At 70.9% G+C, this 17,034-nt stretch carries 14 protein-coding genes; 9 read left to right on the top strand and 5 right to left on the bottom strand.

Translation table 11 applies throughout. The annotated features are described in order from the left end of the window. Window positions 1-32: 32 nt before the first annotated feature. Complete coding sequence (gene rsmD / locus ACFJGV_RS04850; RefSeq protein WP_378147253.1) at window positions 33-599, bottom strand: 16S rRNA (guanine(966)-N(2))-methyltransferase RsmD; 567 nt, start codon at window positions 597-599, stop codon at window positions 33-35. Window positions 600-697: 98 nt separating this feature from the next. Here rsmD and ACFJGV_RS04845 point away from each other — a divergent pair, with 98 nt between their 5' ends. The 4 genes from ACFJGV_RS04845 (at window position 698) to cofE (ending at window position 6,555) form a co-directional block, all read left to right on the top strand. Further along, on the top strand, window positions 698-2,911 hold the full coding sequence (locus ACFJGV_RS04845) for an ATP-dependent DNA helicase RecG (protein WP_378147252.1): 2,214 nt from the start codon (window positions 698-700) through the stop codon (window positions 2,909-2,911). Between the two features lie 125 nt (window positions 2,912-3,036). Beyond that, window positions 3,037-3,531, top strand: coding sequence for a pantetheine-phosphate adenylyltransferase (coaD, locus tag ACFJGV_RS04840; RefSeq protein WP_378147250.1), 495 nt, complete (start codon window positions 3,037-3,039; stop codon window positions 3,529-3,531). A gap of 84 nt (window positions 3,532-3,615) precedes the next feature. Continuing rightward, a complete protein-coding gene (locus ACFJGV_RS04835) occupies window positions 3,616-5,190 on the top strand; it encodes a hypothetical protein (protein WP_378147249.1) in 1,575 nt (524 codons plus the stop codon). A gap of 159 nt (window positions 5,191-5,349) precedes the next feature. Continuing rightward, complete coding sequence (gene cofE, locus ACFJGV_RS04830; protein WP_378147248.1) at window positions 5,350-6,555, top strand: coenzyme F420-0:L-glutamate ligase; 1,206 nt, start codon at window positions 5,350-5,352, stop codon at window positions 6,553-6,555. Between the two features lie 150 nt (window positions 6,556-6,705). Here the strand turns inward: cofE and ACFJGV_RS04825 are convergent, their stop codons facing one another. Then, entirely contained in the window at window positions 6,706-7,116 is a 411-nt protein-coding gene (locus ACFJGV_RS04825; protein ID WP_378147246.1) for a transferase, read from the bottom strand. Window positions 7,117-7,224: 108 nt separating this feature from the next. Between ACFJGV_RS04825 and cofC the strand changes: the two genes are divergently transcribed. Beyond that, complete coding sequence (cofC, locus tag ACFJGV_RS04820; protein WP_378147245.1) at window positions 7,225-7,848, top strand: 2-phospho-L-lactate guanylyltransferase; 624 nt, start codon at window positions 7,225-7,227, stop codon at window positions 7,846-7,848. Between the two features lie 196 nt (window positions 7,849-8,044). On the opposite strand, the gene ACFJGV_RS04815 is transcribed toward cofC, so the two are convergent. Continuing rightward, on the bottom strand, window positions 8,045-9,016 hold the full coding sequence (locus ACFJGV_RS04815) for a sugar-binding transcriptional regulator (RefSeq protein WP_378147243.1): 972 nt from the start codon (window positions 9,014-9,016) through the stop codon (window positions 8,045-8,047). A gap of 173 nt (window positions 9,017-9,189) precedes the next feature. On the opposite strand from ACFJGV_RS04815, the gene ACFJGV_RS04810 reads away from it, so the two are divergent. The 3 genes from ACFJGV_RS04810 (at window position 9,190) to glpK (ending at window position 13,518) form a co-directional block, all read left to right on the top strand. Beyond that, entirely contained in the window at window positions 9,190-10,980 is a 1,791-nt protein-coding gene (locus ACFJGV_RS04810; protein ID WP_378147242.1) for a glycerol-3-phosphate dehydrogenase/oxidase, read from the top strand. Window positions 10,981-11,173: 193 nt separating this feature from the next. Beyond that, window positions 11,174-11,896 (top strand): MIP/aquaporin family protein, encoded by a 723-nt coding sequence (locus ACFJGV_RS04805; protein WP_378148632.1) that lies wholly within the window; start codon window positions 11,174-11,176, stop codon window positions 11,894-11,896. Between the two features lie 104 nt (window positions 11,897-12,000). Then, on the top strand, window positions 12,001-13,518 hold the full coding sequence (gene glpK / locus ACFJGV_RS04800; protein WP_378147241.1) for a glycerol kinase GlpK: 1,518 nt from the start codon (window positions 12,001-12,003) through the stop codon (window positions 13,516-13,518). Window positions 13,519-13,637: 119 nt separating this feature from the next. Here glpK and cofD read toward each other — a convergent pair whose 3' ends face one another. Next, window positions 13,638-14,639, bottom strand: coding sequence for a 2-phospho-L-lactate transferase (gene cofD / locus ACFJGV_RS04795; protein WP_378147240.1), 1,002 nt, complete (start codon window positions 14,637-14,639; stop codon window positions 13,638-13,640). Window positions 14,640-14,715: 76 nt separating this feature from the next. Here cofD and ACFJGV_RS04790 point away from each other — a divergent pair, with 76 nt between their 5' ends. Next, window positions 14,716-15,363 (top strand): MOSC domain-containing protein, encoded by a 648-nt coding sequence (locus ACFJGV_RS04790; RefSeq protein WP_378147238.1) that lies wholly within the window; start codon window positions 14,716-14,718, stop codon window positions 15,361-15,363. A gap of 237 nt (window positions 15,364-15,600) precedes the next feature. On the opposite strand, the gene ACFJGV_RS04785 is transcribed toward ACFJGV_RS04790, so the two are convergent. Next, entirely contained in the window at window positions 15,601-16,962 is a 1,362-nt protein-coding gene (locus ACFJGV_RS04785) for an aminotransferase class I/II-fold pyridoxal phosphate-dependent enzyme (protein WP_378147236.1), read from the bottom strand. Window positions 16,963-17,034 lie beyond the last annotated feature (72 nt).

Raw genomic sequence — 17,034 nt, 5'->3', positions numbered from 1 at the left:
CCCCTTGCCGCCGCCGCCCGCAGTCGCTGCGCTCAGGCGCGGGCAGCCCACCAGAGGGTAGTCTCGCCGTACGAGCGGTCGCGGGTGGGCACGAGCCCCTCGGGCCACTCGGGTTCCGGGGAGCGGGAGCTGCGCTCGACCAGCACCACCGCATCCGCCGCCAACCGGGGCACGAGGGCGGTGAGCGCCTCGCCGAGCTCGGTCTCGCCGACATCGTAGGGCGGATCGAGGAACACCACGTCGAACTCGCCCCGCGACGCCGCGAGGTAGCCCGCGACGGTCGAGGTCGACACCTCGATCGTCGGCGCGAGTCCCGAGGGGGCAGCGCGGGTGACGATGGCCGCGTTCGCCTTGGCGACGCGTGCCGCGGCCTGGTTGCGCTCCACGAGCACGACATGGGAGGCGCCGCGGCTGGCCGACTCGAGGCCGAGGGCGCCGGATCCGGCGTAGAGGTCGAGCACCCGGTCGCCGTCGAGGCCGCCGCGCGACTCGAGCGCGGAGAAGATCGCCTCGCGCACGCGGTCGCTGGTGGGTCGCGTTCCGGACTTCGGCACGGCGAGCGAGAGCGAGCCCGCGAACCCGGCGATGATGCGTGTCACCCTGCGACCCTATGACACAGGCAGTGCGGGATGGCCCGCTGTCCACAGGCCGTCCCGTGTTCGGATGCGGCGTCGCGGGTCGCGCCTAGACTTCTGGCATGCCCCTCCGACCGGTCACGGAGCACGTCACGTCTCCGCCTCGCATCGGGTACTCGCTCGACGCGAAGCTGCCCGGCGTGGTCGGCGATCGCACCGCATCCGCCCTGAAGCGCGCGTTCGGCATGATCACCGTGGCCGACCTCCTCACGCACTACCCGCGGCGCTACGCCCGGCGGGGGGAGCTGACCGCGCTCGCGAAGCTGCCGCTGGGCGAGGACGTGACGATCATCGCTGAGGTGCGCGAGGTGCGCGAGCGCCCCATGAGGCAGCGGCGGGGGTCCATCCTCGAGGTGTCGATCACCGACGGCGAGGGCTTCCTCACGCTCACCTGGTTCAACCAGAAATGGCGCGCCGATCAGCTGCGTCCGGGTACGCGCGGCATCTTCGCGGGCAAGGTGACGGAGTACCGCGGCAAGGTGCAGCTCGCGCATCCCGACTACCACCTGCTCGACGACCTGCAGCTGGCGGGTGGCGGGAAGGATCTGAAGGAGTGGGCGGAGTCGCCCATCCCGATCTATCCCGCCACCAGCACCGTGGCGTCGTGGCAGATCCAGAAGGCCGTGGAGGTGATCCTCGATGGCATCGGCGAGATCCCCGACCCGGTGCCCGCCGAGGTGCGCACCAAGCACGGGCTGCTGTCGCTCACCGAGGCGTTCGAGCTCATCCACCGGCCCGAGAAGGACTCCGAGTGGCGCCGTGCCCGCGACGCCCTCCGCTTCCAGGAGGCGTTCGTGCTGCAGACGGCGCTGCTGGCGCAGAGGGCGGCCGCGCACAGCGAGCCGGCCACACCGCGCGTGCCGAAGCCGGGCGGGCTGCTCGAGCGCTTCGACGCGGCGCTGCCCTTCGAGCTGACGGGCGACCAGAAGGCGGTCGGCGCCGACATCGAGCGCGACATGGCGACCGACGCAGCCATGATGCGTCTGCTGCAGGGCGAGGTCGGCTCGGGCAAGACGCTCGTCGCCGTGCGTGCCATGCTCGCCGTCGCCGACAGCGGCGGCCAGTCCGCCCTGCTGGCGCCCACCGAGGTGCTCGCCACGCAGCACCTCCGCTCCATCGCGAAGGTGCTCGGGCCCGACCTGTCGGCGCAGCTCATGCCCACGCTGCTCACCGGGCAGATGTCGACCGCCGAGCGCAAGAAGGCGCTGCTGCGCATCGTGACCGGCCAGGCGCGCATCGTGGTCGGCACGCACGCGCTGCTCTCCGAGAGCGTGCAGTTCTACGACCTCGGGTTCGTGGTGGTCGACGAGCAGCACCGCTTCGGCGTCGAGCAGCGCGACACCCTGCGCCGCAAGGGCGCCACGCCGCCGCACGTGCTCGTGATGACGGCCACGCCCATCCCTCGCACGGTCGCGATGACGGTGTTCGGCGATCTCGACGTCAGCGTCATCTCCGAGCTGCCGGCCGGCCGGCAGGGCATCCAGAGCGTCGCCGTGCCCATCGTCGAGAAGCCCGCCTGGGGCACTCGCATCTGGGAGCGGGTGCACGAGGAGCTCGAGCTCGGGCGTCAGGCGTTCGTGGTGTGCCCTGCCATCGACGCGAGCGGCTCGGCCGAGGAGGATGCCGCCGTCGACGTGGAGCCCGACGAGGCCGCGCGACCCGCACGGGCTACGGTGCTCGAGACGGTGGAGCAGCTGCGGAAGCTGCCCGTGCTCGCCTCCGCCCGCATCGAGGTGCTGCACGGTCGCATGCCCGGCGACGAGAAGGATGCGGTGATGCGTGCGTTCGCCGCCGGCGACATCGACATCCTCGTCGCCACCACGGTGATCGAGGTGGGTGTCGACGTGCCCAACGCGTCCGTGATGGTGATCCTCGACGCCGATCGCTTCGGGGTCAGCCAGCTGCACCAGCTGCGCGGTCGTGTGGGTCGAGGCGGGGTGCCGGGGCTGTGCCTCCTCGTCACGGCCGCCGAGCAGGGCACGACGGCGCGCGAGCGCGTCGAGGCCGTGGCGCGGACGCTCGATGGGTTCGAGCTCGCCGAGAGCGACGTCGAGCTGCGGCGGGAGGGCGACGTGCTGGGGAGCACGCAGTCCGGTGCGCGGTCGTCGCTGCGGCTGCTGAGGGTGGTGAAGGATGCGGACGTGATCTCCGACGCACGGGCGGCGGCGGGGCCGATCATCGACGCCGATCCGACGCTGGCGGCGCATCCGGCGCTCGCGGCGGCGCTGGAGCGGCGGCTGGCGGAGTCGGAGCGGGAGTTCCTCGCGAAGACGTGATGCGTCGGCGTGCCCGGCGTTCGCCGCGGATGCTCGGGGCGATCTCGGCGCGTCCGGTGGGCTGCGCATGATGCTTGTGTGGCGCGTGTTACGTGACGGAAATGCGCGGTTGATAGCCTGTATACATGAGCAGCGTTGCCGTCGTCCCCGGGTCGTTCGACCCCATCACCCTCGGCCATCTCGACGTCATCGAGCGCGCAGCGCGCATGTTCGACGAGATCCACGTCGTCGTCGTCCACAACCCCGACAAGCACGCGCTCATCCCGATCGCCCACCGCATCGAGCTGATCGAGAAGTCCCTCGTCGAGCGGCTCGGTGCCATCCCGCCGAACTTCGTCATCACCTCGTGGAGCATGGGCCTGCTCGTTGACTACTGCACGGATGTGGGCGCCACCGCGATCGTGAAGGGCATCCGCTCGCAGATCGACGTCTCGTACGAGACCCCGATGGCGATCGTGAACCGCAACCTCGCGGGCGTCGAGACGATCTTCCTGCTGCCCGATCCCGCCCACGCGCACGTGTCGAGCTCGTTGGTGCGACAGGTCTCCACCCTGGGCGGCGACGTCTCGCCGTACGTCTCCACCGCCGTCGCGGAGTTCCTCAAGCACGCGCTCGACTGAGGTTTGCTCATCCTGCCGTGATCCGCTACCGTTCTCGGCATGCTCGAGAAACTGAGAATAGCTCGCCGACGTCATGATGTCTCGATGCGGTCACGCTCCCTGCGTGGCCTCGGTGTGGTTGCACTCGCCGCCGGTGTCGTACTCGCGGGCGCCCTCCCTGCATCGGCGGCCGTGCTGCCGGCGGGGAAGATCGTGCCGGTGAGTGTCGACGACCCGGGTTCAGCTTTCGTCGGCGGGGAGCATCCGTCGATCTCGGCCGAAGGACGGTTCGTCGCCTTCGTGTCGGACAGCACGCTGCTGCCGGGCGCGAACGGCAGCAAGCAGGTCTACCTCCGGGACCTGCAGTCCGGGGCGGTCACGCTCATCTCGCACAGGTACGACGACAAGAAGGCCGGTGGTCAGGCGTTCTCCGACCACCCCGCCGTGTCGGCCGACGGCAAGTTCGTCGCGTTCACCTCGATGGCGACCGACCTCGTCAGCGCCACGCTCAAGACGAACGGCGTGCAGCAGGTGTACCGGTGGGACTCGAGCACCGGGGCGATCTCGTTGATGAGCGCCGACAGCACGATCGCCGTCAACGCCGCGGATCGTGCCGTCGGCGATGGGATCGACATCTCCGATGACGGAAAGCTCGTGGCGTTCAGCACCGCGTCCTCGCTGGAGGGCAAGATGACACTGAACTCCGAGCAGGTCTACGTGCGCATCGCCGATTCCGGCTACACGATGACGATCAGCGAGGACGTGACGCAGAGTCGAGGGGTCAGGGGCAGGTCCGATCGGCCCGTCCTGTCGCCGAACGGGCGCTGGGTCGCGTTCGAGTCGACCTCGACCGAGCTCGATCCGAACGCCTCGAGTCGTGGTGCGAAGCAGATCTACGTTCAGGAACTGCGCGGTCCGTCGGTCATGGTGTCGCAGTCCGCGGGTCTCGGGGGAGACAAGGACTCGTTCGACCCCGACGTGAGCAACGGTGGTGCGGTCTCGTTCGCCACCTTCGCCACCGATCTGCAGTCGCCCGCGGTGACGGTCGGGCGGGCTCAGGCATACGTCAGCGACGCCGACGGCAGTCTCACCCTCGTCAGCCATATCCCCGGCGACCCAGCGGCCGCCTCCAACGGAACCTCGACGGAGACGTCGATCTCGGGGGACGGCGGGACCGTGCTCTTCGTCTCGGAGGCGGCCGATCTCGCGAAGACGGGCGGCTTCCGTCAGGTGTTCCAGTGGACGCGCTCGACCAACGCCTCCATGGCTGTCTCCGTCGGCGTGGGCACGACCGCCCCTGGGAACGCCGCGGCGTTCGACGTGCAGCTGTCGTCCGACGGGCTGTCCGCCGCCTTCGACTCGAACGCCACCGACCTCGTGAGCTCACCCGTCGCGGGTGGCACTCGGAGTGAGAGCTACGCCATCGGGTTGCAGGCGCTCGTGCCGCCGCCGGTGGTCCCGACGCCGACCCCCTCCGATGGTGCTCAGGGCAGCGCGTCCGGTGCGGTCGCGCCCGCCGCCTCCGGACCCGCTGGAGGCGGCGGGCGTCTGGCCAACACGGGAGCCGACATCACCGGGGCTGGCGCCATGGGTGCCGTCGGAGCCCTGTTGCTCGCCGGTGGGGCCGCCTCGGCGCTGTTCCTGCGTCGGAAGAACGAGCGCGGCACCGACCGCGGCTGAGCGACGCGGCCCGGCGGGGGTCGCGTGAAGACGCGGATGCGCGGTGCGGGAGGCGACAGGCTGCCTGCACCGCGCATCCGTCCCTTCGAGAGTGCCCGGGCATGCCCGAGCACGGGAGATGCCGACGACCGACCGCGACCTCGCACCTAGACTCGGAGGATGGCCCAGGACACACCGCAGGGGGAGATCCGCGTCATCCCCGTCCACGGTGTTCCGGAGGTGCACGAGGCGGCCGACCTCACCGTGCTCATCGGGTCCGCGCTCGCCGCGAGTGACATCGCGCTCCAGGACGGCGACATCCTCGTCGTGACGAGCAAGATCGTGTCGAAGGCGGAGGGGCGCCGCGTCGCGGCGGCCGACCGCGAGGACGCCATCACCGCCGAGACCGTGCGCGTGGTCGCCACGCGTCCGTACCCCGGGGGGATCACCCGGATCGTGGAGAACCGGCAGGGGATCGTGCAAGCGGCGGCCGGAGTGGATGCATCGAACACCCCCGACGGGACGGTGCTCCTGCTCCCGACCGACCCCGACGCCTCCGCGCGCGCTCTGGCCGAGTCGCTCAGGGCGACGTCGGGGGCGCGGATCGGCGTCGTGATCACCGACACCCTCGGCCGCGCCTGGCGCGAGGGCCAGATCGATCTTGCCATCGGCGCCGCGGGGGTGCGCGTGTTCGACGACCTCCAGGGGAGTCGCGACACGTTCGGCCGCGAGCTCCTCGTCACCAAGACGGTGCTCGCCGACGAACTGGCCTCCGCGGGCGATCTTGTGAAGGGCAAGACGTCGGGCGTGCCCGTCGCCGTCGTGCGAGGCTTCGTCCGCGGTGTCGTCGATGACCTCGACACCCCCGCGAGAGCCATCTCGCGCACCGGCGAGCGCGACATGTTCCGGCTCGGTACCGACGAGGCGATCGACCTGGGCCGCTCGGAGGAGCGCGCCCTCTCCGCCCTCCGTTCCCTCGCCCTGCGCGGGTGGGGAACACCTGACTTCATCGACGTCGTGGTGGTGCCCGTGGGCCGGCACGCGTCGCTGGCGCCGGAGGACTGGATCAGCGCCGCGTTCGACCGGCGGCCGCCCCGCTGGGCGAGGCGGCTGCCCGGGATCGCGCCGTTCGATCGTGCCCGGAGACGGGTCGCGGCCGCACGCGACCTCATCGCCGAGGAGCAGGGCTCGGAGGCGCTCGTCGTGGCCGACACCCCCGTCGTCGAGGCGCGCCTCGCAGTCGCGGTCGACGCCGAGTCCGGGCTGCTGCGCGTCACCACCGCCCTGCGCTTCCGCACGGCCGACGGCCACGCGCCCGGCCCGCTGGCGCGGCTCCTGCACCCGGTGGCGGTCCGTGCCCTCCTCGTCCGCGCGACCCGGGGCTGAGTTCAGCGAAGAACGCAGGGGCTCAGGGCTGTCGTCCACCATTGTGGTTCGACGGCCCTGAGCCCCTGCGCTTTTCGCGGCACCCCCCGAGATGCCGATCGCCCCGCGCTTCAGAGGAGAAGCGCGGGGCGATCGGGACGCGGAAGGGACTCAGGCGGCGCGGGCGTAGCCTCGCGAACCGTCGGCGCGCACCAGGGTGCCGGAGGCGAGCGTCGAGTCGTTCTCGACGTGCGCGTGATCGGCGATCGTCGACTTCGCGCCGATCCTGGAGTGGCTTCCCACCTTCGCCCCGAGCCCGATGCGCGACTCCTCGCCCACGTGCACGTGGGCTCCGATCACCGTGCCGGCTCCGACGAGGGCGCCCTGCTCGATCCAGCTGCCCTGACCGATCCACACGTTCTGCGCCACCCGCGCTCCCGACTCGACGTACGACGTCGGATGCACGTACGCGCTCGGATCGACCTCGGCCCCGACGGCGACGAGTCCCTTGCCATTGACATGCTTGCGGTACCGAGACACCTGGCCCCGGTCTCCTTCGATCTCCACAAACGTTCTGCTCACGTTGTATACAACCCTCGATGTGTCTGCATCATTCCCCGGATCGGCGAATACATTGTGGGTTCGGCACAGCGGCATGATCGGTTCGGTCCCGGCGCGATACTGGAGGGGATGACCCTGCACTGGACCGTGGTCGTCCCCGTCAAGGGGACGGCCGACTCGAAGTCCCGACTCGCACCCGCTCGCACGCTCCCCGAGCGCGCCGCGCTCGCCGCCGCCTTCGCCACGGATGCGGTCACTGCCCTTCTCGAGACACCGGCCGTCGCCGAGGTCATCGTCGTGGCGCCGCGGGGGAGTCTCGCGGTGGAGCTGGAGCAGCGGGGTGTCCGTCTCGTCGCGGATCCGGGGGAGGGGCTGAATGCGGCCGTCCGCGCCGGACTCGCCGCCGCCGGCCTTCACGGCGCGGGTCTCGCGGCCATGCTGGGCGATCTCCCGGCGCTGACGTCCGACGCGGTGGCGACCGCGTTGGCCGCGGCAGCCGCGTATCCGCTGGCCTACGTGAGCGACGAGGAGGGCACGGGCACGACGCTCATCACCGCGACCGGAGCGCATCCGCTGATACCGCGGTTCGGCGCGGGCTCCGCCGAGCGGCACGCCGCCGCCGGGCACCACGAGCTCGGCGACGCCGCGGGGGCGCCGCTGCGCCGCGACGTCGATACCGAGCCGGACCTGGACGCGGCCCTCGCCCTCGGCGTCGGCCTGGCGACGAGAGCTGCTCTCGCACTCCAGCGCTGAGCCGTCCGCCGGCCGCCGCTCGCGCCGACTCCGGACTTTCGCCGCGACTCGCCGCTGCACTTCCGGAGTCAGCTCAGAACGCGCCGGATCTCCGGAGCTGGCTCAGCCGACATCCCCACCCAGCGGACGCCGCCCGCAGCGCGCCGACCGCCGCCCGCAGCGCAGCGCGCCGTCCCCCGCACGCAGCGCGAGCGACTCAGGGCTCGAGGAGGGAGTGGGCGGTGGCCTCGTCGACGATGAGGTCCGTGATCACCCCGGCGGCGAGGGCCCCGCGCAGCGCGGGCAGCTTCGAGCGACCCGACACGACGCACACCCGCCGCGACACGCGTCGCATCAGCTCGAGCGACGGCCCCGACGACCGCGCGTTGAGCGGGATGTCGTCGCTCGAACCGTCCGCCCGGTAGAACACGGTGGCGACGTCGCCGACCACACCCCACTGGGTGAGCGACGAGAGGTCGTCCTCGTCGAGGTAGCCGGACGAGTACACATGGGAGGGCACGTCGGCGAGCAGCGAGCCGAGGCCGAACAGCGCCACGTCCATGTGCTTCTGGATCTCGAGCACACGCCGGATGCTGCGCTCCCGCCAGAGCACCTCCTTCGTGCGCGGGTCGTCGAAGAACGCGGGCACGGCGAACTGCTGCACGTACGCGCCGAACGCCCGCCCGAAGCGGCCCATGATCTCGCTCGCGTATCCGATCCCCGTGGTGCGGGTGTTGGCCGCGCCGTTGAGCTGCACGATCTGCGAGTTGTGGGTCACCTTCTCCTGCAGGTGGCGCGAGACGGCGGAGAGCGTGGATCCCCAGGCGATGCCCATCGTCATGTTGGAGTCGAAGAACGGCCCGAGAATCCGTGCAGCGCTGAGGGCGACCCGCTCGAGCCGATCGACCTCGTTGATCGAGTCGGGCACCGGGACGACGTGCGCGGTGACGTTGAACTGCGTCCGGATGCGCTCCTGCACGCTCGACAGTCGGTCGACAGGCGACTTCACCTGGATCTCGACGAGTCCGATCTCGCGCGCGAAGCTGAGAAGTCGCGACACGGAGGAGCGGGAGGTCCGCAGTTCCGAGGCGATCGCCTCCATGGTGAGGTCCTGCATGTAGTACAGGTGCGCGGCCCTCAGCGCGTCGCGGATCTTCTCGGTCGTCGCTGCGCTCTCGCCCATCGCCATCGTGGGGTCCCTTCGTGCCGAGGATCCGGATCACAAGCCCGCTGCACATATGTGCACTGAGCTTGATCATATGTGACGAAGCTCGTAGAACTGAATGTTGTCGCATGGAACGCTCCTCACAGAGACCGTGACCGCAGCCTCGATGCGACCTCAAAGACGAAGGCGAGTGCACAGTGAGTACCGACAACACGCCCGTCGACGCGGAGACGCGCGCCGACGTGCAGTCCATCCTCGACCGCCCCTCCGCTCAGGTGCTGATCATCGGCGCCGGCATCAACGGCATCGGGACCTTCCGCGACCTGGCGCTGCAGGGTGTCGACGTCGTGCTCGTCGAGCGCGGCGACTACGCCTCGGGTGCGTCGAGCGCCTCGAGCCACATGATCCACGGCGGCGTCCGCTACCTCGAGAACGGCGAGTTCCGGCTCGTCCGGGAGAGCGTGCAGGAGCGCAATCGCCTCATGAAGCTGGCTCCCCACTACGTGAAGCCGCTGCCCACCACGATCCCGATCTTCTCCACCTTCTCGGGTATCGTGTCGGCCCCGCTGCGCTTCCTCACCCACAAGCAGGGCAAGCCGAAGGAGCGCGGCGCCGCCCTCATCAAGCTCGGCCTCACCGGCTACGACTCCTTCTCGCGCGACGGCGGCACGGTTCCCCGTCACCGCTTCGTCGGCCACAAGAAGACGATGCAGAAGTTCCCGAAGCTCCGCGACGACGTGAAGTACACGGCGACCTACTACGACGCCGCCGTCGAGAACCCCGAGCGCCTCGCGCTCGACCTCGTCGAGGACGCACTCGCCACGGGCCCGCACGCCCGCACGGCGAACTATGTCGAGGCGATCGGCGCCGAGGGCGACAGCGTGCTGCTCCGCGACACGCTCACCGGCCGCACCTTCACCGTCGCTGCCGACGTCGTCGTCAACACCACCGGGCCATGGACCGACGAGACCAACAAGGCTCTCGGCGAGGCCACCCACTGGATGGGCGGCACCAAGGGCTCGCACATCGTGCTCGACAACCAGGAGCTGTTCGACGCCTGCGCCGGCGGCGAGGTGTTCTTCGAGAACAACGACGGCCGCATCGTGCTCATCTACCCGCTCAACGGGCGCGTGCTCGTCGGCACCACCGACCTCGAGGCCGACGTCAACGAGCCGAGCGTCTGCACCGAGGAGGAGGTCGACTACTTCTTCGCACTGGTGAAGCACGTCTTCCCGACCATCCACGTCGGCCGTGAGCAGATCGTGTACCGCTACGCGGGCATCCGCCCGCTGCCCGGTCACGGCGACACCGCCCCCGGATTCGTCTCCCGCGACTACCGCATCGAGCAGACGCCGTTCGCGAAGTCGACGAAGGTGAAGCAGCTCAGCCTCGTAGGCGGCAAGTGGACGACGTTCCGTGCCCTCTCCGAGCACCTCGCGAACGACACGCTCGCGCTTCTCGGCACCCCGCGCACCGTGCAGACCACCGAGCTCCAGATCGGCGGCGGCAAGGGCTACCCGACCACCGCCTCGGGCCAGAGCCAGTGGGTGAAGCGCCACGCGGATGCGGTCGGCGAGGCCCGGATGCGCGTCCTGTTCCAGCGCTACGGGACCAAGGCGACCGAGGTCGCCGAGTTCCTCGCCGCCTTCGACGGCGACGCGCCTCTCGCCAGCCTCCCCGAGTACTCGACCGGCGAGATCGCCTACATGGCGACCCGTGAGCACACGGTGCACCTCGCCGACATGGTGCTGCGCCGCACCATCGTGGCGTTCGTGGGCGGCCTGACCCAGCCGGTGTTCGACGAGCTGGCCTCGGTCACCGCGTCGGCCCTCGGCTGGTCGGATGCGCGGCTCGCCGACGAGCGTGAGCTCGCCGTCGAGACGCTCCGGTTCATGCACGGCATCGAGCTCGAGGCGGCGGCTCCGGCTGCCACCGGCCGCGCGGACGCCCGCAAGGCCGAGAAGGCGACGGCGGCCTCGGCCGCCTGACACGTCGCCGTCGCCCTGGCGGGAGCCGACCCGAGCTCTTCCCGCCAGCGCGACGGCGGTCACCTCCTCCCTCTCCGGAGGAGGACAACCGCGGCGCTGACGCCGCACTAGGGGGTGGGCGAGTGCCCGCCGAAGAAAGGTCAACGTGGACAATCTCGGAATCGACTTCCTGTCGGAGTTGGTGGGCACGGCGATGCTCGTGCTCCTCGGTTGTGGCGTCGTCGCGAACGTCGCCCTCATCCGCACCAAGGGGTTCAACGGCGGAACGCTGATGGTGAACGTCGCCTGGGGTCTCGCCGTCTTCGCCGGCGTCATCGTCTCCTACGCGTCGGGCGCTCACCTCAACCCGGCCGTCACCCTCGGCCTCGTGGCCAACGGTGCCAAGACCTTCGGCTCGGCCGCGACGCCGGTCGATGTGACCTTCGTCTCGGTCATCGCCTACATCGGCGCCCAGATGATCGGTGCGATCATCGGCGCCGTGCTCGTCTGGCTGGCCTACAAGCAGCACTTCGACGAGGAGCCGGACGCCGCCAACAAGCTCGGCGTGTTCTCGACCGGCCCGGCCATCCGCTCGTACGGCTGGAACCTGGTCACCGAGATCATCGGCACCTTCGTGCTCGTGTTCGTGGTCATCGGCTTCGGCGGCGGACGTCAGGGCGAGGGCGGCCTCGCCGCGCTCGGCGCCCTGCCGGTCGCGCTGCTGGTGATCGGGATCGGCGCGTCGCTCGGTGGTCCCACCGGCTACGCGATCAACCCGGCCCGTGACCTCGGACCCCGCATCGTGCATGCGATCCTCCCGATCAAGGGCAAGGGCTCGTCCGACTGGTCGTACTCCTGGGTGCCGGTGGTCGGCCCCATCATCGGCGGTGTGCTGGCGGGTCTCGCCGCCATCCCGCTCCTCCCTCTCCTGGGCTGACGGTGAACGGATGCGTGCGATCCGCGCATCCGTTCACCCCGAAGCACTAGACAGATCCGTACAGACTCACACAATCGAAGTAGCACGAGACAAAGGAGTAATCCGTGGCTGAACAGAAGTACGTCCTCGCCATCGATCAGGGCACCACGAGCACCAGGGCGATCATCTTCGATCACTCCGGTTCCATCGTGTCGGTGGGGCAGAAGGAGCACGAGCAGATCTTCCCCCGCGCGGGATGGGTCGAGCACGACCCGAAGGAGATCTGGGACAACACCCGCGAGGTCATCGGCCAGGCGCTGTCGAAGGCCGACCTGACCCGTCACGACATCGCCGCCGTCGGCATCACGAACCAGCGCGAGACCGCGGTGGTCTGGGACAAGAACACCGGCGAGCCCGTCTACAACGCCATCGTCTGGCAGGACACCCGCACCCAGTCGATCGTCGACCGTCTCGCCGACGGCGACCCCGAGCGCTTCAAGCAGATCGTCGGCCTCCCGCTGGCGACCTACTTCTCGGGCACGAAGATCGTGTGGATCCTCGAGAACGTCGAGGGTGCCCGCGAGAAGGCCGAGGCGGGCGACCTCCTCTTCGGCACCACCGACACCTGGGTGCTGTGGAACCTCACCGGCGGCACCGACGGCGGCGTGCACGCCACCGACGTCACCAACGCCTCGCGCACCCTGTTCATGGACCTCGAGACGCTGCAGTGGCGCGACGACATCCTCGAGGCGTTCGGCGTCCCGAAGTCGATGCTGCCCGAGATCAAGTCCTCCTCGGAGGTCTACGGCCAGGTCGAGTCGTCGAACCTCCTCCGCGAGGTCCCCGTCGCCGGCATCCTGGGCGACCAGCAGGCCGCGACGTTCGGCCAGGCGGCGTTCGACGCCGGCGAGTCGAAGAACACCTACGGCACGGGCAACTTCCTGATCTTCAACACCGACACGGAGATCGTCCACTCGAAGAACGGCCTGCTCACCACCCTGGGCTACAAGCTGGGCGACGAGCCGGCGCACTACGCGCTCGAGGGTTCGATCGCGGTGACCGGATCGCTGATCCAGTGGCTGCGCGACAACCTGGGCCTCATCGGCTCGGCTCCCGAGGTCGAGGAGCTGGCCAAGACGGTGGAGGACAACGGCGGCGCGTACTTCGTGCCGGCGTTCTCCGGCCTGTTCGCGCCGTACTGGCGTCCGGATGCGCGTGGCGCGCTGGTGGGTCTGACCCGCTACGTGAACAAGGGCCACATCGCCCGTGCCGCGCTCGAGGCGACCGCGTTCCAGACCCGCGAGGTCCTCGACGCGGTGAACGCCGACTCCGGTGTCGAGCTGCAGGAGCTCAAGGTCGACGGCGGCATGATCGCCAACAACACGCTCATGCAGTTCCAGGCCGACATCCTCGGTGTGCCCGTCGTGCGTCCGGTCGTGGCCGAGACGACCGCGCTCGGCGCCGCGTACGCGGCCGGTCTCGCGGTGGGCTTCTGGGCCAACCTCGACGAGCTGCGCTCCAACTGGCAGGAGGACTCCCGATGGGAGCCCACCATGGACGCCGAGGAGCGCGAGCGCCAGCTGCGCCTGTGGAAGAAGGCCGTCACGAAGACCCTCGACTGGGTCGACGAGGACGTGCAGTAGTCCCTCTCCGCCTGGGCTTTGTCCGCCTTTCCGTCCTGATCTCGCCGATCGGGGACGGAAAGGCGGACAAAGCCGCTTAAGGGGGCTCGCGGACGCGGCGCAGCGAGAGTGTGCGCGGTCTAGCGCCGGGGGACGGCGAAGGCGGCGTCGAGGGCGTCGGAGGCGAGCTGGGCGCTCGTCGTCGCCTCCGTCATCCACAGCGGCACGACCGAGGTGCGGATGCCCGCGGCCTCGATCACGCGCGCGGACGGCTCGTCGATGCCGTCGATGAGCCACGCGTCGAGCACACCGCCGCGCCCGCGGGCGCCGTAGTGCTTCGCCACCGCGGCGGCGGTGGTCTCGACGCCGATCGCCGTGAGGCACTGGTCGGCCATGCCACGGACCGCGGAGCCGCCGATGATGGGGGAGACGCCCGCGACGGGCGCGCTCGCGCGGTCGACGGCCTGGCGCATGCCGCGCAGCTCGAGGATCGTCCCGATCGACACGACCGGGTTCGAGGGTGCGAACAGGATGACGTCGGCGCGCTCGAGCGATCGCACGGCGAGCGGGTTCGCCACCGCCTTGTCGAGCCCGACCTGGATGAACCTCTGGGCGAGGACGGTGGCGCGGTACTTCACCCACCACTCCTCGAAGTGCACGATCCGGCGCTTGCCGTCGACCGTGATCTCGACGTGAGTCTCGACCGGCTGGTCGCTCATCGGCAGCAGGCGCACGCCCAGGTTCCAGCGCTCGGCCAGGCGCTCGGTGACCTCGGTGAGCGTGAGTCCGTCGCGCAGCAGGCTCGAGCGCGCGATGTGGGTGCCCAGGTCGAGGTCGCCCAGGGTGAACCAGGGCCATCCGATGCCGTAGGCGGTGAGCTCGGCGCTCACCCGCTCGGTCTCGCCCGCGCGGCCCCAGCCGCGCTCGGTGTCGTTGGCGCCGCCGAGCGCGTACATGATCGAGTCGAGGTCGGGGCAGATCTTGAGACCGGCGAGCCACATGTCGTCGCCGGTGTTGACGATCACGTCCACCTCGGCGGTGGTGCCGCCGTCGCCGTCGGGCCAGCGCTCCGCGAGATGATCGCGAAGCCCCAGGAGGAACTTCGCACCGCCGACGCCGCCCGCGAGCACTGTGATCCGCACGCGACCATTCTGCCGGGTCGGCGGAGGATCGCCGCCGCGACTCACTCGTGCCGCGGTGCTCGCGTACGCTGGGCCGATGGGTCTCGTGTCCGCCGTCTGCGTCGTCCACCAGCTGCTGCCCGATGCGGGCACCGACGGCGTCACCGCCATCGACAAGCGTCCGACCGAGGAGCCGATCCGCGTCGGCCCCTACGGTCTGCGCGGCGACGTGCAGGTGAGCCGCAAGCACCACGGCGGCCGGACGAAGGCCGTCTACGCGTACTCGGAGGAGGACGCCGCCTACTGGGCGGGCGAGCTCGGCCGCGAGATCCCGCCCGGACTGTTCGGTGAGAACCTGCGCGTCGACGGCGTCGAGGTCTCGGGCGCGGTGATCGGCGAGCGCTGGCGGGTGGGCGACACCCTCGTGCTCGAGGTCGCCTCACCCCGTACGCCCTGCGCCACCTTCGCCCGGCGGATGCGCGAGCCGCGCTGGGTGCGCCGGTTCGACGAGGCGGGTCGCCCGGGCGCGTACCTGAGTGTGATCAAGAGCGGCGAGGTGCGCGCCGGCGACGCCATCGAGGTGATCTCGCGCCCGGAGCACGGCGTCACGGTGGCCGGATGGTTCGCGCGCGGCGACGACTCCAGTGCGCGCCGACTGCTCGACGCGGACGCCGCGGGCGAGGTCGCCCTGGTCCCCGAGCTGCGCGTCGCCGCCGAGAAGGTGCTCCTCCGCGCCGCGGGCTGACCCGCGCCACCCCGAGTTGCCCCGCGCGGCCGGACGCGCACGGCGGGGCCGAGCTGCCCGAGGGGCGGCCTGGCCGCCGTCTGACCCGCAGTGCGGGTTGCGCCCGTCGTCCGGGCTGGCGGGGCCTGACAGGCATCGTCGGGGTGCGGAGCGGGCGGAACCCGCACCACGCCACCCCGGCCGCGCCACTGGCGCCGCGCCGCCCGCACCGCGCCGGAGGCGGCGAGGACGGGCGGGCTACGCCCAGCTGCCCGAGCGGGCGGACGCGGCGGAGGCGAGGAGCGCGGCGACCTGCGCGAAGTCCTCCCGGATGCGCCCCGCGGTGACGCGGATGTGCGCGGGCGCCCCCGTGATCGGCGGCGCCGCGAGGAACGACGACCCGCCCGCGACGCGGATGCCCGACGCCGCCAGCGCCACCATCGCGGCGCGCTCGTCGGCGACGGGGATCCACGCGTTGATGCCGTCGGCGGGCTCGTGCGGGACGCCGAGGCGCGTGAGCTCCTCGGCGAGGCTGCGCTGACGGGCGTGGTAGATGCGGCGGGCCTCGTGCACCGCCGACGCCGAGGTGCTGGCGGTGAGCAGCTCGTAGAGGATCGTCTGCAGCATCCGCGAGGTCCAGCCCGGCCCGAGCAGGCGTCGCGCCACGATCCGGTCGACGAGGGGAGCGGGTCCGCCCAGCGCGGCGATGCGGAGATCCGGCCCGTGCGACTTCGCGAAGCTGCGCACGTGCAGGGTGCGCGCGGGCAGCCAGGCGCCCATGCTGTGCGGCGCGGCGGTGCTGATCTCGCCCGAGTGGTCGTCCTCGATGATGACCGGGTCGCCCAGGTGCTCGTGGCTCCGCAGCACCCGCCCCAGCTCCTTGGCGCGCGACGCCGTCAGCGACGCCCCCGTCGGGTTGTGCGCGCGGGGCTGCAGGATGATCGCGACCGGACCCAGCGCGAGCGCCTTGGCGAGGGCATCCGGCCGCATGCCCTCGGCGTCGACCTCGACCGGCACGCGCTCGCAGCCGAGCGTCTCGAGGAGGTCGAAGAACGGGGGGAAGCAGGGGTCCTCGACGACGACGCGGTCGCCGAACCGCACGATCGCGTCGAGCGCGCGCGAGATCGCGTCGAGCGCGCCGTCGACGATCGTCAGCGACGCGACGGGCGCCGGCCACGAGGCGCGGAGGGTGCGCTCGAGCTCGGGCAGCACGGGGGAGTTGAGGTAGCTCGCGGTGTCGGCGCGCGTGGGTACCCTCGTGAGGGCGGGGCCCAGGTCGGGCAGCAGCTCCGGATCGGGTGTGCCCGACGAGAGGTCGAGTCGCGCCTCGACGTGGTCGCCGGCCAGCCCCCCGAAGTGCCGCGGCATCCACGCGGTGCTGGCCTCGAGCACGAAGCTCCCGGCCCTCCCTCGGGAGGTGATGAGCCCCACCGCCGACAGCGCCTGCCAGGCGCTGCTCACGGTCGCCGGACTGACGCCGAGCGCCGAGGCGACCGTGCGCACGGTGGGCAGACGTTGGCCGGGGCCGAGGTCTCCCGCCCTGATCAGTCGGGAGATCGCCGCGGCGATGCCCTCGGGCGTGCGGCTCTCCACCGAGCCTGTGATGACCTCGAGGTCCATGTGATGGCCTGCCTGCCTCTATCGCGACGCCAGGGGATTCGTTACGCTCGCGTCACATCCTGAAACACAAGG

This window comes from Cnuibacter sp. UC19_7 (assembly GCF_042699995.1).
Classification (GTDB): Bacteria; Actinomycetota; Actinomycetes; order Actinomycetales; family Microbacteriaceae; genus Cnuibacter.
Note: the sequence above shows the minus strand (reverse complement) of the source record. Positions and strands in the feature narration are given on the sequence as shown.